Origin of the sequence: Mucilaginibacter lappiensis (assembly GCF_050433765.1) — a bacterium.
Lineage (GTDB): Bacteria > Bacteroidota > Bacteroidia > Sphingobacteriales > Sphingobacteriaceae > Mucilaginibacter > Mucilaginibacter lappiensis_A.
Window position 1 is genome coordinate 127,777 of record NZ_JBNPWP010000001.1, and the last position, 22,318, is coordinate 150,094.

Here is a 22,318-nt window from a genome sequence, read left to right on the forward strand (position 1 = left end):
CTACCGGTAAACATTCGCAACGCTAAAGCCAAAAATTATTATCCCGGTTAAAAAGTACGATGTGACAACAATACATTTCACGGAGAAATAATGGCTCTGCGCTGGTGAAATTCAAACTGAAGGCATTACCAGCTATTGAGCCATTATGGGTTGGGGCGACCCATGCAAAGTAAAATTGACTTTCCTGTCAGAATTTGTAGCCAAGCGAGATACCAAGACCTGAATTTTTGAGCTTGCCATCCCGCTCTACACCATCAATGTGCGGCTGCAAATTCGCCAACCCGAATTGTGCGCCCAATTGAACAGCTAGTTTATTGAAGAACTCATACCCCGCTAAAAAATTCAATCCATAATCCAGTGGTTTTCCATAGATATATGAATTAATATCCCCGCCATCCATCGCATTGTTTTTAAAAATAACGTCTCCTTTTTTCCTACAACGATATCCCCAATAGCTGCATCACTGTCCGACTTCCAATTACCACCGGTTCCATAGCCAATATAAGGCCCGGCACCAAGCAGTAGATTGCCGCCACCTAGACGTGGTTTATACAGTAAACTGACCGGTAATTCTATATAAGAAGCATTAACTTTAAAGTTGCTGGCGGAGCCATAAAAGCCGCCGGTTTCCTGCTTATACCCTTTACGGGAATATTGAGCTGCCGGCTGTATATAAAAATTACCGCTAACAGGAATATCAACCGTGAGACCAAGGAGAATACCCGGCACTGATTGGGTGTTTATCTGATTGCCGTTTTCGTCTTTCATCGTTACATTCGAAAAGTTGACCCCGGCTTTTATACCAACTTTCGTTTGAGCATTCACCCTGTTGGCGGCGGTAATTAAGACACACAGCAATATCAAATTATGTAATTTTCTGATTTTCATACAACAGATTTTTTAGCGGTAAATGTAATTTGCTTTTTATGTGATACGTACTTCAGTGTTCAATCGCTACAATTAAGGTGATCATTTTGGAATTGGTCAAATGGGTCGGACAAGTGCAGGGTAACAAATAACTGGTGGCTCTCTAATTTAGGCCGCAAATCTCAAAGCGATGATGAGATAAAAAATAATATGCAATAGGGCAACCCCTTCAGGCCAGGCTTTCCGGTAATATCCACAAACGCACGATGCCCACTATCGCTGTTGCGAAAAGTGAATGGTAATACATTACCTGCAGCCGGAGGCTATTCAGGTAAATGATGTTTAATCTTTCTGGCTCTTGGGCAGTGCTTATCGCCTACGGCTCCAACGGCATTTTTTTATTAAATCAATGAATATTTTTAGGCGAAACGGGTAAAAAGCGCAGCTAAAATCAAGCCCGGAACTGTCGTGGGGTTTGCAAAAGACTACGGCATAAACGGCTGCCTCCCCAGAGGGTCCCCTCCAATTATTCCGTTTCCTTTTGCCCATTGCCGGGCTTTACGATTTGCTTTCTTTTTTCCCTTTTTCTTTTAAAAATAATCAATCAGGGCAGGGGCGCGAGAGAAAAGCAAACAAATAATTAATTCATTCAAAATCTTAAAAGTATGTTATTCACAGGAAGGTTAACCGCAAACGCAGAAGTCAAGACGGTTAAGGGCGACAAATCAGTAACCAATTTTACCGTAGCACTCAACCAACGCTACAAAACCAAAGCAGGCGAAAAAAAGGAGAAATCCGTATTCGTGGACTGCGCCTATTGGGTCAACCCCAAATTGGCAATTTATCTCACCAAAGGAGCAATCGTTGAAATTTCGGGATGGGTGGAGGCGCAGGCCTACCAAAACAAAAAAGAGGAGCTGCGGGGCCGGCTCAACTGCACCGTTAACGACATCAACCTGTTCAGCACTCCCGCAGGCACAGGCGAAAAGGGAAAGCAATCAAGCACCGGGGGTAAAGACATAAGCACATTTATGATCGATTCCCCTGCTGCCCTCGATACCACCGGAAAGGACGACGACGACGATTTACCATTCTAATCCCATCTACTTACCAAATTTTCAACAAGCAAAAAACAAAAAGATTATGGCACATAACTTGAATTTCAACGCAGACAACAACGAATACGCCTTTTTTAGTGTAAAGCAAAGGGCGTGGCACGGTTTAGGAAAAATCGTAGAGCAATACCCGACCAGTGCTGAAGCCATCAAATATGCGGGACTGGACTACACCGTCGAAAAACGACCGCTTTTCACTTTCGACACAGAAAACCATACAGGCGACCCCGATTCCGATATTTTAATACCCGAAATCGAAGTTCCTAATTATTTCGCCAACGTTAGAACCGACACCGAAAAAGTGTTAGGGGTAGTTGGCAAGGATTACCAAATCGTGCAAAACATAGATGCCTTTGAATTTTTTGATGCTATCGTAGGCGGTGGTGATGGTATTTTATACGAAACAGCAGGTGCTTTAGGCAACGGGGAACGCATTTTCATCACCGCTAAATTACCGGGTTACATCCGTGTTGGCAAGGATGACTTTATTGAAAAATACCTTTTTTTAACCACCTCTCACGATGGTTTCGGCTCAATCACCGCAGCATTTACACCGATTAGAATTGTATGCAACAATACCCTTAACGCTGCCATGCGTAACCACACTGATGCCATTAAAATTCGTCATACCGCATCTGCAAACGACCGCCTGAAACAGGCGCACAAACTTATGGGAATCAGCAACAATTTAGCCGATGAATTGAAGGACGTTTTCAACCATTGGTCAAAGGTGCGCATTACCGATGCCGAGGTGAAAAAACTGATACAGGTTGCTATGGTGCCGAATAAGGAAGTTTTAAATAACCTGATGGCAGGCAAGAACGATGAACTTTCCACAACCTATACCAACATAGTAGACAAGGTGTACGAATATGCCATGAGCAGTCCAACCCAGCAAATGGAAACCACAGCGGGAACTCTGTTTGGGGCATATAGTTCGGTCACAGGCTATTTTCAAAACGTCCGCAATTACAAAGACGGGGAAGCAAAATTTAAGTCCATCATCGAGGGAACAGCCAAGCAAAGAGCGCAAACCGCCTTTGACCTGTGCAGCGACTTCTCCAAACACTTAACCACCAATTTTTTAACACTTAACTAAACCCGGACGGGGGAGCAATTCCCCCGTTTATCCAAATTCCTAATAGCAATGGAATCTAAGAACAGAATCCCAAAATGGGTATTCGTCATGGCCGTAGCAGATTGCAAAGATGTGTATGAGTTCGCCTATAAATACCGCAAATCTGAAAGGTTTACGGGGCGGGGCATCGAATATGAATTTGCGGTTATTCGAAGCCATCTGGACGATTTGGAAAGGCACGGCTATACCTCCATTTCCCACCATGATAATATCACAGGCAAAATGGTCACCTACATTCCTCAAACTAATTAATCATATCATGAAAACATTGCAATCTTTCACCAACGTCGATAAGGCAAAATTAATACATGCCCTTTTTATACAGGAAATACCCGGCTTTTTAGCCCACACGCAAGCACTGTCCGCTTACATGAGGGACAACCCTGATGAGGTGCGCAAGGTTTGGAAAAATCAGTTGTTTGGCGTTGACTTTTGGTTTCAGCTTGCCGAAGATGCCGACCGCAAAATAAAGCGGTACGGTAAGCAACTGGAGAAAAGCAGCAACGTGTTTGCCGACCAGTTATTCGAGGGTTACGGTGCATTATACCTGCACCATTGCCTGACCACCTACACCGCGAAAGGCAAACACAGCGACCCGAAATTTAAGACAGCGGTTGACCTATTCTTTAATCCATAACCTTTTAGTAATTAAAACATGACACGTTCAAATCTTCATATCACCCTGAGTAACGGGGACTATCTCAATTGCGTTGCCGATAGCAGCAGCGCACCCGAACAAGGCTATTTCGTCGAAAATGTAATTCTGCCTTTGCTCAATTTACAAGATGCGGTAAAGGAATTAGCACTCATTCGGGAGCATTGCACCATGGACGAACAGCGCATTAACGCAACATACCGTTATGAAATCGACCTGCCCAATTCAAAAATCACTTTATATGAGGAAAATTATATCAACAGTAAGGATGCCTTTAAAAAGGGGCTAGATCTCACTGGCCGTTATATCTCATACCTCAAAAAAATAGAGAACGAATCGGGCAAGGCTGTTAAAAAAATGTTCAAGCATCTTTCCAATAAGGAATTAATCAAACGTGCCAACAGCAAGCCCGATTTTAAATGGGACGACGAAGGCACGGAATTAATCCGCAGGAGCATTTTATCAAACGGCGGTTTTATCTACAAAATGAAAGGAAATACCCTAGTCATCCTGAAAGACGAATAAACATCCCCCAATAATTCACCAATAAAATATTAAAAATGACAACTAATTTCTTTCAAAATATAGCAAGCCTGAACCTTGCAGGCACATGGAATATTGTAATTACCACAGATGAAGCGGGTAATCTTACCGTTTCCGAACTCTTTAACGCCACCTGTGGCGACAAAGCCGTCAAGACGATTATCCCTTACACCCTGAAAGGTACAGCCGAGGAATTAGATAACGGTTGGTTCGATATGATAACCGCACCCGTTGCAAAATCCGCAGGCCTGCAATCCAATTTGGAAGCACACCTTAAAAGTATAGAGGCTGCCAAACTTGCCTCCAAAATGGAGCAAGACAGAAAAAATAAAGAAAAGACACAAGCAACAGCAACTACCACCGCTAAGAAAACGGATGGTGTGGAACTACCGGAACCAAAAGTGAGCAAGGAGGATAAGAAAAAAGCTTACGACGATACCATGCTGCAAATAGATGAATTAATTAAAAAGTTAAAGTTTAGTGATGCGCTTGCCATCCTGCCTGTGATTGAAGACTATCCCAACAAGGAAAACGAACTCAAAAAGAAAACGGAGTTCTTAAAAACACAAATCAATTTCTACGAGAAAGCATTTGCCAATTATAACGCCTAATCCCCAAAGCCATGTTAGCAACACAATTACCACGAGTTTTTATCCATACCGAAAACGGTCAAAGAATAGTCTTAACCGATCCCAACGAAGATTTTAGCCCCGAAGCGGTTTGCAACCATTTCGCAGGTTTGTATGCCATACTGACCACCGCCAAAATCAAAGGCCCCGAAATAAACGGGGATTGCAGGGAATACGAATTTGTATCCACCATCGGCACAAAAGGTTAAGCCATGAGAAAATCAAATCAAGCATTAATTAAGGAACGCACCCAACCACAATGGAAAATACATCAGCAAATCGCCCAATTCGCCCAAGACTTAGACAGGCTGCCCGATGCGCAGGAAGTAAGACGGAGCAGCCCGCGCTCGGCACCGCCGGAATTAGTACCGATGGTTTTTTAAGGCAATGCTTTACGCCCATGTACGAAACAGGAGCGGAGATGCCCAAACGTTCGGAGACAGAGGGGGACTTTTTTAAGTCCCTCTCCATTCTGAAAAAACATTACTCCCTTGATATGATTGCTTACCGCAAGCTGCCTTACCCTTTTAACATCTTAATGGCAGGGCAGGAGTTAAATGCCAAACTGAAAGATGAATACAGGTTTAGGGAATTATTCATTGTAAAGGAGAATGAAAAAACGACCATTACTGTCAAAGAATCCCTCCGCAGGGAGTTCAGCCTGTATTATATTCCGGTACTGCCTGTTTACAAAATGTGGCAAATCCCTGAACAACAAAGTTGTGCGGAACTTTTAACCGCCGTGTTTGCCTATTTATATATCGAGGCAGGGTTAAGCTATTACCGTGACGAGGATACTTACATGTTTTACAACTACGAAATTTTGGCGGACTGGGTAGAAGATGATAAAGACAGCGCAGACGAAGAAGATTATCAAAATCAAAAAAAAGCCGTTGATACGGCAAACTTAGTCGGGGATTTTGTTCAACAGAAAATGATGGCCGAAGGTTTTCGCCACAGCCTTGATACCCTCATTGATAATTTTAGGGCGGTCACGGATTTTGAAACGCTAAGTTTAGCAATCGCTAAAAATACATGGCGAATATGGCAAACTTATCCCGATGCCACCCTGTACAGTCATGCCAGTAATCCCTGCAATCTTGATGATGAGGATGCCGACGATTTTTATTATGCAGATAACAATTATGTCGGTATGAACGAACACATCGGTTTTGTTGCCAGTGAAACCGATGTGCTGAGCGACTCCTTATTCCGGATGGTGAATGATGATTTTAATGAAAGACCATCTTTTCAAGAGCCGGAAATAACCACCCGCTTTGGCGAAAAACTACCGCAATATGCCGACCAACTAGCCTGCGAAGACCAGTTGCTCGAATTGATAACCGATTTATGCTCCCTTTTTTATACACAGCCATGAAAGATTTAACCAACAGTTTTGGCAGTTTATTCCATCCCGTAAAAGCCTTGCTGATTTATCAGAAAAGCCAACATAATATGAAAAATGATTATTACATCGAAAGCTTTGACATTGACGAACAGGGTAGCCCGTTCAATGCGCACCCCCTGTCGGTTAACGAAGCGGGAAAACTGGCTAAATCGCTGCAGGCGAACGAAAAGAAACCGCAGGGTTTTCTAAATCCAAAAGGGTTATTACCCAAAAATGTGCTGTTTTTGAAAAGCACCGCAGACGGTTATGCCGTTTGGCACACGCCACCCCAAAAAGTAAAATTGCTATTTACGCCATCCCTCGCAATCCAATCGGGGGAGGCAGGTCTGCCCGCCCTGATTTGGCGGGCAGGCAAAAACAGCCTGCAAATATTTGCTGTAAGGGAGGTTGATTATTTCGAGGACACGCCCCTTTGCCATGCACCGTTTTTTAACGTTTACGAGGATGGCAGGGTTTGTATGGGAAATGTACAAATCCGTATCCCGAAAGATTGCGGACTGGAGCAGTTTATCGAATTATGGCAGGATTACTTTTTTAACAGTTATTTCAGCCACCTGTTTGAAAAGCACCAGCCTGTTAAAGGCAACATTGTGCAGCTGTGGCAAAACCTTGTCGCCACGGGCGAAGAATTTCCGATTGATGTATTAATCAATAACCGCTCACAACTCAATAACCTCATCCGATGAAAAATCCAACCGCCGTACATTTTACAGATAGTTATTTAATTAATCCAACCAATCCCATAACCGTCACACTAATTGGGGCAGGGGGTACGGGCAGCCAAATGCTAACCTGTTTGGCAAGAATGAACCAGGCTATGCTTGCACTCAACCATCCCGGCATCGTAGTCACGGTTTATGATGATGATACCGTGAGCCCCGCCAATCTGGGCAGGCAATTATTTGCTGAAGCGGAAGTCGGTTTATACAAGGCATCCGCACTCATTAATAGGATCAACCGTTTTTTTGGTACGAACTGGAAAGCAGTGACCAAACGCTTTGATAGTAAGGTATTTTCAGGCGGGATAAATGATGGAAACGCCAATATTTTTATTTCCTGCGTAGATACTGCTGCATCCCGTTTTGCTATTGCTGACCTGCTGAAACAGTTTAAAGACCTGCAAAACTACCTCCGTAATAAACCGCTTTACTGGCTTGATTTGGGTAACAGCAAGGATACAGGACAGGTGCTGTTATCGACCATCGGAAAACGAAAACAGCCGAAATCTACTAAGTTTACACCTGTCGAGGACTTGCCCTTTGTTACTGATAAATTTAAAGGCTTGCTTGAGAATGCCGATAGCACCGACGATACGCCAAGCTGTTCTTTGGCGGAGGCATTGACCAAACAGGATTTGTTCATCAATTCCACGCTAGCTAACATGGGTTCTTCCTTGCTTTGGCAACTTTTCAGGGAGGGGATGATATTTAATAACGGGTTCTTCCTGAACCTGAAAGAGTTCCGTACCCAACCGATTAAAATCGAAGCGCCTGTGGTAAACATGTACAACGAACCTGAAAAACAGGCCGCTTAAATTTTGTGATATGATAATTTGTAAGAAAGGTAACCTATTGGCTGACGAAGCCGAAGCTTTGGTTAACACAGTCAATACAGTAGGGGTAATGGGTAAGGGCATTGCCCTTGCCTTTAAAAACGCTTTTCCTCATAATTATGCACAATATAAACATGCTTGTAATAATGGCGCATTTTTCATGGGTTCTATACTAGCTGTTAAGGATATTAGCTTGCTATATGGTGAAAAAGTCATTGTTAATTTTCCAACAAAAACTCTTTGGCGCAATCCGTCAAGATACGGGTACATCGAAACCGGCCTCGCTGAGTTGAGGGCTTGGATGATCGAAACAAAAATAAAAAGCATCGCAATTCCTGCTTTGGGTTGTGAAAATGGGGGACTGGATTGGCAGATCGTCAAACCAATGATAGTAAACGCAATAGGAGATTTGGATATGCAAATAGCGATTTACGGGCCATCCTAAAAATCGCGGCCTCCCTGCCACTTGCTCCTTTCATCCGCAACAGGCAGCTCGGCATTGGGTTGTAGCCTGAATTCTGCCAAATCGACCGCCGGCCGCGGCCACGCTCGCTTTGTCAAAACACAGGCTCTTTTAAAAAAATCGCGGCCTCTCCGCCACTTGCTGCTTTCATCCGCAAAAGGCAGTTCAGCGTTGGGTGAGCGCCTGACTTTCGCCCAATCTTCCGCTGGCTCTCGCCACGTTCGCTTCGTCAAAACACAGGCTCTTTTAATTTGAATACGAATGGTTAAGCTGGATATAGCCTGATTTTTTGTGCCATAAGAGCAAACTGTAATGGAGATAGCTAAACAGTAATCAATTTGCCGCTATCAAAGTTTCTGTTCTCTCCTAAATGAACATACCCAAGCTGATTGGTCAGCATTTGAGTTTCCCCAATCTTAAAATCTCCCACGTTTCTGTGGTGATGCCCAAATATCCAGTAATCGGGCGCGAATTTTTCGATCAATTGATCCAAATCCACTGCGAATGCCTGGTTTAAAATTCCTCCTTTATATTCTTCTGGATAGTGCTGCAGGGTAGGGACATGATGCGTGATGACGACCGTCTTTCCGTTAAACTCTTTTGCTAATTCCGAATCCAAAAAGGTTAAGCTTTCTTTGTGCAGGTCATTGAAATTTTGTGTGGTGAAAGGCTGTCCATCGTTTTTGATAAGATGAAAATCATTCATGCTGCGCTCTATTTGCCAGGCTGTTGCCAAATTTATTTGAGACCACATCGTAGAGAATATCAAACGGAATGAGCCCCATTCGAAAGCAGTATTATTGACCAAATAAACGTTCGACCTGATTTCTTCCAATACCTCACCGGAATATAAGCTGATATCGTTATGGTAAAATTCGTGGTTGCCGGGTAACCAATAAACTTCACGGAAATCCCTACTGATCGCATCAAAAAAACCGTGATGTGCTTCAACCTGGTCTAAGGGCACAATGTCACCGGCCAGTACGAGGATCTCGCCGGTCGGCTTCAATGGATGGGCTTTGATATGCGCGGCGTTTTCTTTAAATTCTAAATGGAGATCGGAGCAATACTGGATGGTCATATTAACAATAAAAATAAGCAATTACCCCGATCGGGAAATTAGAAAATCGACAATATTATCGTTAAAAGACAATCCGGATTTGAGAAAAGGAAGGCTGCATTCTGCAGCGCTTCTTTTTTTAACACCATTCCTGAAGTTGCCTTATTAAGCGGTCGTTCTTCAAATAGCTTTGCTGCCACGCGGGATCGGGATTCAAATGACTCCAAACGTTTTGATTGGCAGCCTTTTTGTCCGCCTTATACGCCCGCCAGCGGTAGTGCTCAAATGTGGAAATACAGGCTACGGCATAATGCCTTGCCAATGCTTTATTGCCGGTGATCACGACAAAGTTCTCATCGTTGCCCTGGCTCGCGCTTTTAGAAAAGTTGTGAGATCCGGTCACGACGATGGGGTTGTCACCAAATGCATCGATTACAATCATTTTTGCATGGGTAATGGCATAACCGATTTGACTTATAAAAATGCCTCGGGTGACTTCCTTGACCCACCATGCAAAATCCTTGGCAATACCGTCAGGCTGCTTCAAATCAGTGGTATATGGCTTTTGTCCCTGTTCGTCATTAAGGCTGAAATTTTCTTCATTGGTTTTTATGACCGTACTGACAACACCGCGCACATACATGCCTGCTTTTTTACTTTGCGCCACAATGCTGCCCAGCGGTTCGCCGCCCGGTTGAAACATCACATACAGAATGGAACTTTTGGCGTTGTTCACCAGGTTTTGCAGAAATTTAATATCGACAGGAGTAACCCCATCTGCTGCTTTCTCGGTGCGCGTGAACCAGGTTTGGATATTACCCTCTAATTTGGGTTGGTTTCCGTTGAAGGTGACCAATGCCGGAGGAAAATCGCTTCCGGCAGCTTTGAGTTCCTTCCAGTATTCGTAATAAAGGCCGGCTTCAGTCGTATTCTTGATTAATATGCCATTATTCAGCTGCGTACATAAGCCGGTAGGTGTCCAGTTCGTGCTGCCCGTCCACACAGAGATTGCCTTATCTGTCCGGTTATCTACGGTAATCAGCATTTTGTTATGCCCGAGGCCGAGCTTGGCCAGTATGCGATCATAAACATCCACACCGGCTATTTTTAATTCACCCCTTACTTCTTCGTTTTCATCAATATAGATGGTATGTCCATCTTGTTTTTTTGAATTTGAGCCATCGGTAAGGATCACATGGGCACGTGATCCGAGTAGTTTCAATTTACTAATTAGTTCCAGGTCGCCCAATTCGAATAAAGACGCATGGATGTCCAAGAACGGATTTTGGATGGCTGCGTCCAATAATCGCAGGATGGCAAGTCTGAGTTCACCTGACAGAAAAATTCGAAGCGGTTCCTGCAATATTTTGACGTTCTTAGAAATATCATCAGCGCTCCAGTTTTTCTCACGCGCAATACGTGCGACATATTGCGACATGACCGCTCCACGGTTAAAATATACCTCCAGATCATCATCCGCCATCGCGTTTATCTTAATTTCATTCGTCCATTGCGACTGCGCGATCACGTCAAGGACTGTTTTTCCAATCGCACTAGCGGCATTCTTGCCCATACAGGAAATTCTGTAGCGAACACTTTCATTGTTGTTGGCACCATGCTCAGTCCAGTCATAACGCTGAAAGGGCCATACATTGGAAGGTTGTGACAGCGTTTCAGGTTTATTCGGGTCAATACCGGTGGCATCAAAGCCGACACGGTTGCGTAGGATTTCAGAAGCTGTCCAATCGGCGCTGCCGATCCTGCGCTGCCGTTCGATCATGAAGCCGATACAGCCTTCAACAGGACTGTCTTTGTCTTGGCCATCTAAAGTTCTCCAGGTAAGCTGAACATCGTCGCAGTTGTTGGCAAAGCTGACTTTGACCGTTACCGCAGTCGGTTTTATAAAGGGTAGTGGTGACATGTCAATAAGGTTTTGTGGGTGGTAAGTAATTGATTATAAAAATAATAAGTTTTATTTAGTATTAGTCGTACTTAACGATAATATAATATCGATTACCACTTATTACGGGTCGGCGTCCAGAGCAATGCTGCAAAGTCTTATATCATCTGCGAAAGTTTCGTTTTGGTCAACGGGTAACGGGCTGCAAGGAATGCCGCTGTCGGCCCATTGAGTTCTTCCAATTTACCATGATCAGCCAGCAAAGCCTGGATTTCGTCATGCGACATTTTAAAGGCGTCGCTTTCAAATAGTGTTTGCGCGATCAGCTCGACCGAACTCCACACTGCAGGTTCCATCAGGTAGTTGAAGATGGCCTGATACCCGTTCCACATTACCCAGCGGCCTTGCAGGTGAAACCTGGCGTCACGTCCCACTGTTGCCGAAAGATTTCTGATCGCTATGTTATCGTCGTCACCGCCATTTGTGTGCATCATTGCCGGGTTGCGCGGAAAGTTGCTGAGATTGGCCAAGACGTATGATTTGCCGTGAGAAAATATGGTTGTTGCCACCATGCCAGCGCAGAAGATCAGCATCAGCTTTTCCGAATCGTCAGTACTTTCGTAGGGTGTTGTCCTGGTGATATGCAGTTGACCATTCCACTCAGATTTAAACTGTGATTTATCAAGATTAAGCGAATTGATCCTGATCTCGTTTGGAAACAGGAGAGAAACCAGGTAATGTCCGCTTTCATGAATGCAATCATACAATGTCGGCCTGATTACGGTCGGTTTTTCCGGCTGAGGTGTATCCTCTTCTTTTGGTTTTTCCTGTTCAGTTTCATTTTCTATTTTTAGTTTATTTTCAGGTGTTATTGCATTTAGTAGTTTTTTCAGCCAGTTCATGAGTGGGATAGGAGTTGTGATTGAAAGAATAGGGATCAGTGTCTTTTATTTTGGGGCTATGCATGTAGCACGGACCGTTTCTGTTTTGCTTTTTTTGCAAGGTACGGACTGAACTGCTCAACCTTGCAATGTTTCATGCGCAAATAGCTTTGCTGACTTTTACTCGACTTGGTAAGGGCGGCAGGATTAAATATTGGCGGTATTTAATACCTCGGCAGATTTCAGCAGGTAACGCAGCGGCTCGTAGGGGGTCCCTAAATTGAGTCTCGTCAACAAATAATCACAGCGCATATTCAGCATGTTTTCTTCAAATAGCGTATCACTGCTGCTTGGAATATTTTGATCGTGAACTGATTGAATGAGTGTATCCGCTGCGATCTCGCCCAATATTCTTTTAACATCACCTTTCGCGTCCCATCCCGATGTACACAGGCGAAGCTCATGAAAAGATTCAAAAGGGAATATATTAAAATCTATCTCTTTGAGCACTTTTTCACCAATGCTGTCGAAGTTGTCCGGATGGCCTATTGATTCGTTATTGGCCAATTCTGTGATGCAGGCCACATAGCTGATGAACTTGCTATGGCTGCCTTTCCACCTTGGTCGCCACCATCCGGGTGAGAAGAAATCAGTAAGCTCGGTTAATTCTGTTTTGTCAACCCGGTTATAAATTTCGGCGATGGCAAGAAACGCCGGAATCGCTTTAGGCGAGTCTTTTTCAACTGAAAATGCCATAAGTGTAGGAACACAAAACAACCCGCCTGATTTACCTAATACCCGGCTGATCTCTATAAATTCGCCAAGGTCAGCGGTATTCCTTAAAACATCCATGATGAAAAGTTCGTCCGGCCCATTTTGCTCGTTATAACCATTCCGGCGAAGTTTGCGTAGAATTTTTTCTTTCCGTGATCCAAACATAGGCATGTTTTAAGGTTGGTTAATTCCTTAAAGTTAAAAGTTTTCTTTCAAAATTATTTATGGAGATGTCCCAAATAATCTCAGATTTGGTCATTTCACGAATAAGCGCGGACTGCCAAACGCCGGATCGTTACTTTTACTTCCTGAATTTTGTTAGCAACTTGAATTGAGTTTACCATATTTAATTCCTAATTTGTATTTATTATTTACGGTAGGCAAACGTCATGGTTGAGGAAGCTAACTTGTTAATTTCATTTACAAAATTAGGCATGAATACACAGTTTATTCAGCAGGCGGAACGCTTACGGATTTTCAATCTGAATGACATCATGAAAGTTAATCTCGCCAAACTTAAGCAAGACAAACACTTCAGCTATACCTGGTATGCAGATATGCTGAACCTTTTAAAGGAGCAAAACCTACTCCGTCAGTTTCAGGAAGGTCAGTTGTAATTCGATAAATTATAGTTTGCGTTTAACCAATTCAGCATGCCTATTAAATGACCTTTCATTTTCTGGGCGGTCGAGAACTCGACATCAGTAGATTTCTTTTGCAGGCTTTCAGCAGAAATAAACGGTGCGTTGGCGGTGTAAAAATGCGTTGCGAAAAACCCGAATAGTTCTCCGATATTCTCTTTGACTAATAAACCTCTCTCGATCTGCATCCTGATAAATAATCCAAACTGGGGCACGGGAAGATTGATTTGGTATCGCGCCCCGGCCTTTGCAGCTGCCAGATCTTTCACGGCCTCGCGACGCAGTTTTACCAACTCTTTTACAAAAGCATATTTTTCACTCAGGAAATGATCAAGATCCTGGTAGAGTTCCGAGGTGCCTGGTGCCGCTCTTGCTTTGTTTAATTGCAAGTCGTAAAGCTTATTCTTTTCCCGCAGCAACATTTCTTTTTGCTCGTGCAGCCCCGGTATTTCCGCCATGGCTCTTTGCCAGTTATTCACACAATACAAAAAAAATTCCGGCAGGTTAAAATTGTTGAGGATCAATATTTCGATGGTGGTCTGTTTGTCAGCGGTCGTCAGGGTCAGCAATTTGCCGAGTAAGTTTACCAGATAGGAGCAGTCGCTGTTGACCAGGTTCTTTTTGTTAATGAGCTGACTGATACCTGTTAAAACGAGATCTTCCAATTCCGGATCAACCGGTGCCGCTTTAAAGTTTAAGCAAAGTCTGAATAGTGATTGTCTGATCTCCATTTTCACCTGGGGAAGGGCAAATAAGGTAACTTTCGCTTTTGCTGCGTTTGCCGGATACAATTCGTAGATAGCAGTTAGCAGATCTTCTATTGCTGTACAGGTCAAAAGGTAGTGCACCTTTATTTCATGCGCCTGCGCATGCTTCTCCCAAACTGGCAAGTATTTGGTCATGTATCGGCTAACAGTATTGCTGAGCAAACCGGCCTGGGAAACCAATGTTTGAATTTCCCTTACTTCTTTGTAGTGCTGGACGGTATTGAGCGTTTGAATATTCAACTTTATTGTCGCCGTTTCGCCGATCAGGAAAGATTTCCATTTCGAAAATTCTTCTTTCGATATTGTCTGGTCAGCTAATTTCAGCGGATTTATGGAATCGCGCACAAAAAGCTGGAGTGCTGTGGTTACGTTCATAAAATGTTTTTAATAATAATTTCATCTGCTATTAATTCTTCTTGATTACTTACTGTAGGATATTGATTCATCGATAAGAAACAGTGCATTTTGCACTGTTTCTTTTTAGTTAAGGGTAATTAGCTGGCGAGCTTGTTTTTAGAGATCGACAACTTTTGGTCGATGTCCGAAAATGCATTCAGTACCTTATCAAGATGCTCCCTGGTATGCGTGGCCATGACATTCATTCTGATCCTTGCGTTCTTTTTTGAGACTGCCGGGTACATAATCGGGTTACTGAAAATGCCCATTTTCAGAAGCAGCTTGCCTGCTTCCAGCGTTTTGGCTATATCGCCTACTTTTACCGGGATGACGGCTGAGGCTGTCGTGCCGACATCAAAACCAAGGTCGATCAATCCACCTTTGAGGTAATTGATATTATTCCATAGTTCATCACGCCATTGCGGTTCTTCATCGACGAGTTCAATTGCCTTTAAAATTCCGGCGATGGCCGGTGTGGCAGTCGTTGAAAATAAATGCTGTTTCGATTGATATTTCAGATATAGGATCAGCTCGGGACTGGCGATCACGTACCCACCCATGTTGCCAAGAGCCTTACTGAATGTGCCCGTGATTATGTCTACCTGATCGAAAAGGTCATACATTTCAATCACTCCGCGGCCGGTATCCCCAACTACACCGACGCCATGCGCATCATCCACGGCGAGGTAAGCGCCATAACGATGGGTGAGTTCGGCGATCTTCGCGAGGTCGGCCAAATCGCCATCCTGGCTGTAAACGCCATCGACAATGACCATTTTAGTGCGATAGCTGTGCTGGGCATTTTTTAGTACCAGTTCCAACTGTTCCAGGTTATTGTGCAGAAAGGTTTTTACGTTTGTTGCCAAGCAACCTTCATACACACTGGCGTGTACCGCCATATCCAGAATGGCAATATCTTCTTTGTGCAACAAACATTGGAAAGTGGCGCTATTGGCGGTATACCCGGTAGTATAAAGAATGGCATCTGTCCTTTTGTAAAAAGCGGCGATCTTGCGTTCCAACTGGCGATGGTACACAAAATGTCCGCCGATAGCAGGAGATGCACCGGAGCCGGTACCGAATACTTCAGTTCCACGAATAACCGCTTCCTTCACTTTGGGATGCTGGCTAAAGCCTAAATAATCGTTTGAAACCAGGCATACTGCCCATTGAGGAATTTTATTCCCAGGCATCAGCAAATTCATTTCCGGGCCGACCGGGGTTAGGGATTCGATCCGGTAGTTTAGATGGCCGTTACCCTGCAAATAAGCAAGGTAGCTATTAAACTGTCCGGCGGTGGTGAAAATATCCTGCCCCTGGATATTTTCAAAGTCTTTGAAACTCAAATTTTCATACTTCATGTTAGTAAGGTTATATGCATACGTGCTCTAATTTAGGTCACGAAAAAATTGAAAGTTGGGACATGTAAAATTATTTTACGAGCAACTTGAGTTTTCAGAAATAAATTTGCATGTCCCAACTTTTGCGAAAATGTCCCCTTAGCTTTGCAAACTTTAGTCGAAGTGGATAGGAAATGATATTCTTAACGGCAATCTGAACCTCAGTATTTACTTAATCCATTTGATATGTGGGCAGACAAACTTCATAAGTTCTTATCCGACATCACACCGCTCACGAAAGAGTTTGAAGACTCGTTGGAACAACATCTTCATTTGGAGATCTTTAAAGCCAGGCAAATTATCCATGCAGCCGGGCAGCTGGATAACCGGATTTATTTCATGGTGTCAGGTTTTGCGAGAAACTATTACTTCGACAGCCACGGCAACGAGCACACAGTCCGATTTTGGCAACCCGGTGAAATCATTTTTTCTTACGAAGGCTACTACAACGTGCCATCCTGTTTTTATACGGAGATCCGCGAGGAATCAAAACTGATCACGCTGAGCTACCTCAACCTGCACCAATTGGATTCAAAATATAGCGAGGTTGCTGTACTTATCAAATTTATGCTCCTCAAATATCAAAGTGAAGAAAATGAAAAACAGAAGCTGATTGATTTGCCGGTTGAAGAGCGATACCAGATCATCAGAAAAAATAAACCACATCTTTTTCAGAAATTACCCACCAGAATTTTGGCTTCCTACCTGCATATGGGAAGGGAGACCTTAACCCGCCTGATTGCCAAACGATAAGGATTTAGCTTCATAGTGTGCTTTTCGCACAACGGAATTGCGTGAAACATTGTTAAAAGTTGTGCCATTCGAGATGGTAAGTTGTGGCTATGGTCACAACTCGGAACAGTTTACAACCTATAATTTTACTACGGTCAATCAGGAATAGGATTATATCGTTTGATGACCTCTTTTGACTATTTAAACAATGCCTAATGGAAAAAGCCTTCACTGTCAACTTAGTTTCTTATGCATCCATCCTAAAAAATTATCGGATATCTTTTCGGGAAGATGATAAATGTTTAACTGTTGGTCTTGCAGATACCAAACCCGGATGGTTACTCATGATATCCTGCAGAACGTTGGATACCGTTAGACTTTTAGATCTGGTACTGCCAATGCTGAAAAAACAAGCAATCTCATTCAGGCTAATAAAAAATCAGGTTCAGCAATACAGGCTTAATTCGGGTTCATTCGGTGAAAGCGAGGTCGGGAAAGTATTAAGTATTTTCCCAATATCGGTGGAACAAGCGATAGCTGTGAGTAATGAGGTTGTCTTAATTTCCGAAAATTTCAAAGGTCCTGTCGTTCCTAATGCACTTAGAATAGGGGAAATTCTCTATTTGCAATATGTTGAAACATTTTCTGGTGAATTGAAAATCAAAGTGCCAGATCTGAAAAGGCTGCCATTCGCAATTCCTGAACGTTTCCGAACAAGGAAAAGAAAGAAATCCATCGTCGGTAAATATTATGTTCCCATACAATTGATAAGGTCTTCGCCCAAAGGAGATATATTGAAAGCGATAAATCTCAAAAGGTTTGCATTCGACTGGTGTTTAATTAAGGAAGGCAAACCTGTGGCTTTGGATGATCATTTCGACAGGGATATGCGTGATCGCTTATTGTGGCAGCGTGAGGTCATTAATGCACTCAAATCCGATGTGCCAACTCCTGGCGTTGTTGACTATTTTGAAATAAATGACACCTGTTACCTTATTCTCAATTTTGTAGAAGGCGAGTCCTTTGGACATGTTGTGAGAGGGATTTTAAATGGCACGGAATGGAAGAAATTAGAGAAGAGTAATAAAATAACATTATTAGAGAATTACTTAATGGTTTTGGAGATTGTTAAGAGTATCCATGAAAGAAATTTTGTTCATCGTGACATAACCGACAGTAATTTTTTGGTCATGGCTGACGGTAGCATGTGTATAATAGACTTTGAGTTGTCGTATTCCTTGCTTGAGCAACGACCGAATCCACCATTTTTGCTGGGTACTTATGGATATGCAGCTCCCGAACAATTGCAGTATGCCAAGCCAGATATTAAGGAAGATATTTATTCACTGGGGGTATTACTCAGTTTTACATTATCGGGTTGTCAACCCCATGAATTCCTGGCAACTACTCCGCAAAATATAAAAGCAAAGCTGGCGAGGCTTACCGGAAGCACAAGTTTGGCATCGACCGTAAATCGATGCCTCCAAATCAAAAGAAATGATAGACCGGAAATTACGGAGATAGAATCTGCCATTATTGATTATTTAGAAAACTTAAAACTTGAAACCCATGAAGAAGTCGGAATGGCTGTATGAATTATGCATCTACTTGTTGGCGCTTTTGTTTCTTTTTACCGCATTGAGTAAAATTCTGGATTTCAGGCATTTTGTAAGAGAAATGAACAATCAGGTATTTAACAAGTTGTTCGCCTCAATATTAATAATCGCAGTGCCCACAATAGAAATCATAGCGTCGTTTCTTTTGCTTCGTTTCAAATATAGGCTTAAAGGATTATGGCTTTCTTTCATTTTGATGGCTACGTTTTCTATATATGTGGGCCTGGTGACTTTCCATTTTTTTCCAAGAGTACCTTGCGCTTGTGCCGGTGTTTTCAAACACATGACATGGCCGGAGCATCTCCTTTTCAATATAGCATTTACTTTAATTGCCCTTATTGGATTAGGGCTGAATGCAAAGGTTAAGATATCGACAAGTAAGGCTGAGTCCAGCCTTTAATAATATTCTATGCGCAAATGAATCAGGAAAAGCCGAAAACCTGGAATAGAGTAGGCGTCTACATTATAAATAAAATATGTTAAACAATCAAAAAAGTCTCTTACAACGAGCACGTATTGCGATGGTAGCCATCGTAACGATCATGAGCGTTGGCGGTGCATTCGCAATGAACGCGCCCAAAGCTCAAGCCCTGCAAACCTGGGGAGTTTTGCAGACCAACGCAAATAATTATGTGGTTACGGCAGTAACATCCGGTTCTTTTTGTGTAGCTGCTACCAGGATTTGTAAAGTTCAGTCAACAGCAACCCCGGACCCGACAACACATCAAATACCTAAATCGGGAGCAAGTACTGTAGAGAATGGAGCTTTTCAGAAGTAGCTTTAAACAATGGGGGAATAGAAATTCCCCCGTTGTTAATCTTATTCCATTTTGGCTTTACCTATAGCGCTCATAATGTTCTCCTCCACGCGAAGAGTGCTATCGAAAACCTTCAATCGCTGATCTTTTCCAATTAAAATGGGTTGAGGGAAACTATGTATGCCGTAATATTTAATAACATCGTTTGCTACACCCTGACCATTGGTATATAAATTAATGACTTTTGATGATGTATATTGTCCTTTGATAAGGGTTTTCTCCCAAACTTCTCTGACTTTATCAATGGATACGGTTATAAAGACAACATTCGTATCTGATTCAAATTTTGCTTCAACCTTGGATAAAACATTTTGATAAAAATTGATGCAGCTACTACATCCCGTGTACCAGAAATCAATGAGTATAACTTTGCCTTTAAAATCTGACAACTTTACCATATTGCCTTTAGAGTCTTGCAAATTAAAATTGTAAGCTGAGTTTCCTGGGATTCGTTTAGCTCTTTGCATGAAATATTTTTTACAAATTGGGTTAGACGCGGTTATAATAGCCTCTTCGAGCTGTTCAGGTCGAATATCAGTGCCATAAATAGAACTTAGATATTCCACGTATAATCTATCCCGTATTTCTCCGCTATTTTCCTTTTTTATGAGTTTGAAAAGGCTATCCAGATAGTGATCACCATTCATCACTTTGGAATGAAATATGACCTTCTCGAATTCTGATTCTATGAAATCCTTCGAGCGAAAGTAGGTTTTTGGCGCTATCTGGCCTTTTAATGCATCATAGGTGCTGTCATAGGAGTTCAAAAAGGTTTTCTTCTGTTTATCTGTAGCTTTTGCGAAATCTTTTTTATATAAATGTCGCAACAACAATGTTTCCTGGCTCTTGTTGCTGAAAACACAATATGCTTTCAATTGTGCATAGTCGGCTACTGTTAGCTCATGCTGATATTTCTTCAAATAGGAAAGCGAGTTGTCAATTATTTTATTTGCATAATTTTGCTTATTGTAAATTAAATTCGAATCAACCAAAACATCTGGTGAACTGTGATATTGTATCGAATCTAATGAAATTCGAAGTCGTTGCATAAGCGCGCCTTTCCCTGAGATGCGGTACGAAAAATTGTGCCTATACCCACGACCCAAATCGAGAACAGCCTTTGGTGTTACTTGAATCACGATATTGTCGCCGTTTTTAAGCAGAAAGAAGGGTATCATTTCATAACCAAAATTTGTGTTTTTTGATTGTAATTCAATTTTTCTCCTGGGTAGTTGGCTGATACAAACATAAAAATATGGGCTGACATCAGACTTCAATGGTGTTATTTTGAAGTTAAACCAACCACGCTTGTCCCGGCCTGACTTAACTGATTTCATTAATTCAAGGTGTTGAATATCAACCAAAATGCCTCCCAATGCTGATTGGTAAATGACTAAGGTGTCTTCATTTGTAGTATTGGGATAAAAAATACGGATAATAGTTTCCCGAGTTTTTGTCCTTTTAAGTTTTTCGATAGTATTAAATGCTTTTGCATTATTGATCCCTAAAAATATAATTAGGGCAGTAAAAAAGTATTTCATAATAGATTTTATCTAGCGTTTTGGATTAATTTATTCAATTGGATTTCGTCGTTTGGAAGTGGATAGATGTACCGCGGATCGTTAATATTTAAGGTGTAAAGTATTCCATGACTTGTCCTGTTCAGTGTTTTTGCATACGAGGTTTCCATGTTTAGCCGTTTTAAATCATCCCATCGAATATTTCCGGTATAAGGCATTTCTTTCCGGCGCTCCGTAATGATTTTACTGATCAGTTCTGTTCTGGCTGTAGTGCTAAATGCGACAAAGGTTGAAGGTGTGTACCTGTTCTGCAATAATTTGTTGAGATCGGAAAGCGAACTTGAAAGGTTGCCTGTTCTGGCCGAGCATTCTGCCCGAATTAGAATCAGTTCATCATTAGCGATTCCGCAAAAATTGTATGGCGTGGCAGTATAGCTACCCTTGAACTTATAAAGGCCTGTTGCTCCATCGGCAACAAAAAATGCAGCCCTTCGCAAATCTCCATTTTCGTAGCTTTCAAATAGTGCTGGATCTACACGGGCCTTAACACTGGATGCTCCGATAACTTCCGTCAATCCGTAAGTAGCAGCATGAAATATTACCTCAGGATTTCCTTTTTGAAAGGTTGGAAATGGATTGGCCCTTCCAATTACGAGGTTGTTATAATTTAGTAGACTAGCGTTGACTTGTAGGGCTTTGTCCGCATAAATGCCACCATTGGTGTAATCGCTCATTGATAGGTAAACTTTCGCAAGTAATGCATCTGATGCCGGTCCGGAAGGACGCGTTTTAAATAATGGAACTTTTGGCAGCAGCTGTTCCGCTGCAAGCAAGTCATTTATAATTTGTGCATAGCTTTCCTTTACGGTAGCTCTGGTAAACTTCGCATTGACATCAGACGAGGTTCTTAACGGTATACCGAGGTCCTGTGCAGCGGAATTGGAATCAAATTGCTTGCAATACAACTGGGAAAGCTGATAAAATGCATACGCCCGATAAAATAAGGCCGAACCTTTGATATTATTATAGATTGCCGGCTGTTCACTATTCGAAATGCTCTTTAAACCGTCCAATACAATATTTGCATATTCGACCTCCTGATAGGCATAGTACCAATCAAACGCAATACCGCCCTGGTATATGTCCTGCAGCCATAGGTAAGAATTACGTGACGTTTGCGCTGATCCGTCAAGGTTCGCGTCCGGGATATATATGTTATCGGTTCCGACTAACCCTAATATAGAGCCATACCCATTCATCACTTGAGTATTGTCTAAGATGCTTTGATAGTCTTGCAACGTCTTCGGAGTTACATCGCTTTTATTGCTTTTGACGTCTAAGAAATTGTCTTGTTTTTTGCAGGAACTCACTGAAACAATTGATATCGATAAGACTATGGCAAACAGAATATAATGTTGACTAAAATTTAAATTTTTCATGATT

At 42.4% G+C, this 22,318-nt stretch carries 25 protein-coding genes; 16 read left to right on the forward strand and 9 right to left on the reverse strand.

The annotated features are described in order from the left end of the window. Positions 1-342: 342 nt before the first annotated feature. A complete protein-coding gene (locus tag M2273_RS00590; RefSeq protein ID WP_429391698.1) occupies positions 343-888 on the reverse strand; it encodes a porin family protein in 546 nt (181 codons plus the stop codon). A 644-nt stretch (positions 889-1,532) separates the two neighbouring features. Between M2273_RS00590 and M2273_RS00595 the strand changes: the two genes are divergently transcribed. From M2273_RS00595 to M2273_RS00645, 11 genes are all read left to right on the forward strand, one after another. Further along, positions 1,533-1,964: a single-stranded DNA-binding protein gene (locus M2273_RS00595; RefSeq protein ID WP_429391701.1), complete on the forward strand. Its 432-nt coding sequence runs from the start codon at positions 1,533-1,535 to the stop codon at positions 1,962-1,964. Positions 1,965-2,010: 46 nt separating this feature from the next. Then, positions 2,011-3,081 (forward strand): DUF932 domain-containing protein, encoded by a 1,071-nt coding sequence (locus M2273_RS00600; protein WP_429391703.1) that lies wholly within the window; start codon positions 2,011-2,013, stop codon positions 3,079-3,081. Positions 3,082-3,168: 87 nt separating this feature from the next. Continuing rightward, positions 3,169-3,372: a hypothetical protein gene (locus M2273_RS00605; RefSeq protein WP_429391706.1), complete on the forward strand. Its 204-nt coding sequence runs from the start codon at positions 3,169-3,171 to the stop codon at positions 3,370-3,372. A 7-nt stretch (positions 3,373-3,379) separates the two neighbouring features. Then, a complete protein-coding gene (locus tag M2273_RS00610; protein WP_429391708.1) occupies positions 3,380-3,757 on the forward strand; it encodes a hypothetical protein in 378 nt (125 codons plus the stop codon). Between the two features lie 18 nt (positions 3,758-3,775). Then, a complete protein-coding gene (locus M2273_RS00615) occupies positions 3,776-4,300 on the forward strand; it encodes a hypothetical protein (RefSeq protein WP_429391710.1) in 525 nt (174 codons plus the stop codon). Between the two features lie 35 nt (positions 4,301-4,335). Then, a complete protein-coding gene (locus tag M2273_RS00620) occupies positions 4,336-4,929 on the forward strand; it encodes a hypothetical protein (RefSeq protein ID WP_429391712.1) in 594 nt (197 codons plus the stop codon). Between the two features lie 11 nt (positions 4,930-4,940). Next, positions 4,941-5,156, forward strand: coding sequence for a PRTRC system protein C (locus M2273_RS00625; RefSeq protein ID WP_110582421.1), 216 nt, complete (start codon positions 4,941-4,943; stop codon positions 5,154-5,156). A 50-nt stretch (positions 5,157-5,206) separates the two neighbouring features. Further along, a complete protein-coding gene (locus M2273_RS00630) occupies positions 5,207-6,325 on the forward strand; it encodes a hypothetical protein (RefSeq protein WP_429391714.1) in 1,119 nt (372 codons plus the stop codon). After that, complete coding sequence (locus tag M2273_RS00635) at positions 6,322-7,041, forward strand: PRTRC system protein B (protein ID WP_429391716.1); 720 nt, start codon at positions 6,322-6,324, stop codon at positions 7,039-7,041. The genes M2273_RS00630 and M2273_RS00635 overlap by 4 nt, the downstream gene beginning before the upstream one ends. Continuing rightward, positions 7,038-7,889 carry a PRTRC system ThiF family protein gene (locus M2273_RS00640; protein WP_429391719.1) on the forward strand — a complete coding sequence of 284 codons (852 nt, stop codon included), beginning with the start codon at positions 7,038-7,040 and terminating at the stop codon, positions 7,887-7,889. The genes M2273_RS00635 and M2273_RS00640 overlap by 4 nt, the downstream gene beginning before the upstream one ends. 37 nt (positions 7,890-7,926) lie before the next feature. Further along, on the forward strand, positions 7,927-8,352 hold the full coding sequence (locus tag M2273_RS00645) for a macro domain-containing protein (RefSeq protein WP_429391723.1): 426 nt from the start codon (positions 7,927-7,929) through the stop codon (positions 8,350-8,352). A 340-nt stretch (positions 8,353-8,692) separates the two neighbouring features. Here M2273_RS00645 and M2273_RS00650 read toward each other — a convergent pair whose 3' ends face one another. The 4 genes from M2273_RS00650 to M2273_RS00665 form a co-directional block, all read right to left on the reverse strand. Continuing rightward, positions 8,693-9,451, reverse strand: coding sequence for a metallophosphoesterase (locus M2273_RS00650; protein ID WP_429391725.1), 759 nt, complete (start codon positions 9,449-9,451; stop codon positions 8,693-8,695). Between the two features lie 118 nt (positions 9,452-9,569). Next, positions 9,570-11,351, reverse strand: a complete 1,782-nt coding sequence (locus M2273_RS00655) for a phospholipase D-like domain-containing protein (RefSeq protein ID WP_429391728.1) — start codon at positions 11,349-11,351, stop codon at positions 9,570-9,572. A gap of 137 nt (positions 11,352-11,488) precedes the next feature. Beyond that, positions 11,489-12,232: a hypothetical protein gene (locus M2273_RS00660; protein ID WP_429391730.1), complete on the reverse strand. Its 744-nt coding sequence runs from the start codon at positions 12,230-12,232 to the stop codon at positions 11,489-11,491. Between the two features lie 186 nt (positions 12,233-12,418). After that, a complete protein-coding gene (locus M2273_RS00665; RefSeq protein WP_429391733.1) occupies positions 12,419-13,150 on the reverse strand; it encodes a hypothetical protein in 732 nt (243 codons plus the stop codon). A 269-nt stretch (positions 13,151-13,419) separates the two neighbouring features. On the opposite strand from M2273_RS00665, the gene M2273_RS00670 reads away from it, so the two are divergent. Then, positions 13,420-13,602 carry a hypothetical protein gene (locus M2273_RS00670; RefSeq protein WP_429391735.1) on the forward strand — a complete coding sequence of 61 codons (183 nt, stop codon included), beginning with the start codon at positions 13,420-13,422 and terminating at the stop codon, positions 13,600-13,602. Here M2273_RS00670 and M2273_RS00675 read toward each other — a convergent pair. Both M2273_RS00675 and M2273_RS00680 read right to left on the reverse strand, forming a co-directional pair. After that, a complete protein-coding gene (locus M2273_RS00675) occupies positions 13,593-14,768 on the reverse strand; it encodes a hypothetical protein (RefSeq protein WP_429391736.1) in 1,176 nt (391 codons plus the stop codon). The two genes, M2273_RS00670 and M2273_RS00675, sit on opposite strands and share 10 nt — an antisense overlap. Positions 14,769-14,887: 119 nt before the next feature. Next, positions 14,888-16,150: an aminotransferase class I/II-fold pyridoxal phosphate-dependent enzyme gene (locus tag M2273_RS00680; protein WP_429391738.1), complete on the reverse strand. Its 1,263-nt coding sequence runs from the start codon at positions 16,148-16,150 to the stop codon at positions 14,888-14,890. 225 nt (positions 16,151-16,375) lie between these two features. Between M2273_RS00680 and M2273_RS00685 the strand changes: the two genes are divergently transcribed. The 4 genes from M2273_RS00685 to M2273_RS00700 all read left to right on the forward strand — a co-directional run bounded on the left by M2273_RS00685 (position 16,376) and on the right by M2273_RS00700 (position 19,316). Then, positions 16,376-16,942 (forward strand): Crp/Fnr family transcriptional regulator, encoded by a 567-nt coding sequence (locus tag M2273_RS00685; RefSeq protein ID WP_429391740.1) that lies wholly within the window; start codon positions 16,376-16,378, stop codon positions 16,940-16,942. Between the two features lie 194 nt (positions 16,943-17,136). Further along, complete coding sequence (locus M2273_RS00690) at positions 17,137-18,516, forward strand: serine/threonine protein kinase (RefSeq protein WP_429391742.1); 1,380 nt, start codon at positions 17,137-17,139, stop codon at positions 18,514-18,516. Beyond that, positions 18,491-18,937 carry a MauE/DoxX family redox-associated membrane protein gene (locus M2273_RS00695; protein ID WP_429391744.1) on the forward strand — a complete coding sequence of 149 codons (447 nt, stop codon included), beginning with the start codon at positions 18,491-18,493 and terminating at the stop codon, positions 18,935-18,937. Before M2273_RS00690 ends, M2273_RS00695 begins: the two co-directional genes overlap by 26 nt. Positions 18,938-19,058: 121 nt before the next feature. Next, a complete protein-coding gene (locus M2273_RS00700) occupies positions 19,059-19,316 on the forward strand; it encodes a hypothetical protein (protein ID WP_429391747.1) in 258 nt (85 codons plus the stop codon). 41 nt (positions 19,317-19,357) lie between these two features. On the opposite strand, the gene M2273_RS00705 is transcribed toward M2273_RS00700, so the two are convergent. Next, on the reverse strand, positions 19,358-20,896 hold the full coding sequence (locus tag M2273_RS00705) for a TlpA family protein disulfide reductase (protein WP_429391749.1): 1,539 nt from the start codon (positions 20,894-20,896) through the stop codon (positions 19,358-19,360). Positions 20,897-20,904: 8 nt separating this feature from the next. Beyond that, entirely contained in the window at positions 20,905-22,314 is a 1,410-nt protein-coding gene (locus M2273_RS00710; protein ID WP_429391751.1) for a RagB/SusD family nutrient uptake outer membrane protein, read from the reverse strand. Positions 22,315-22,318: the final 4 nt, after the last annotated feature.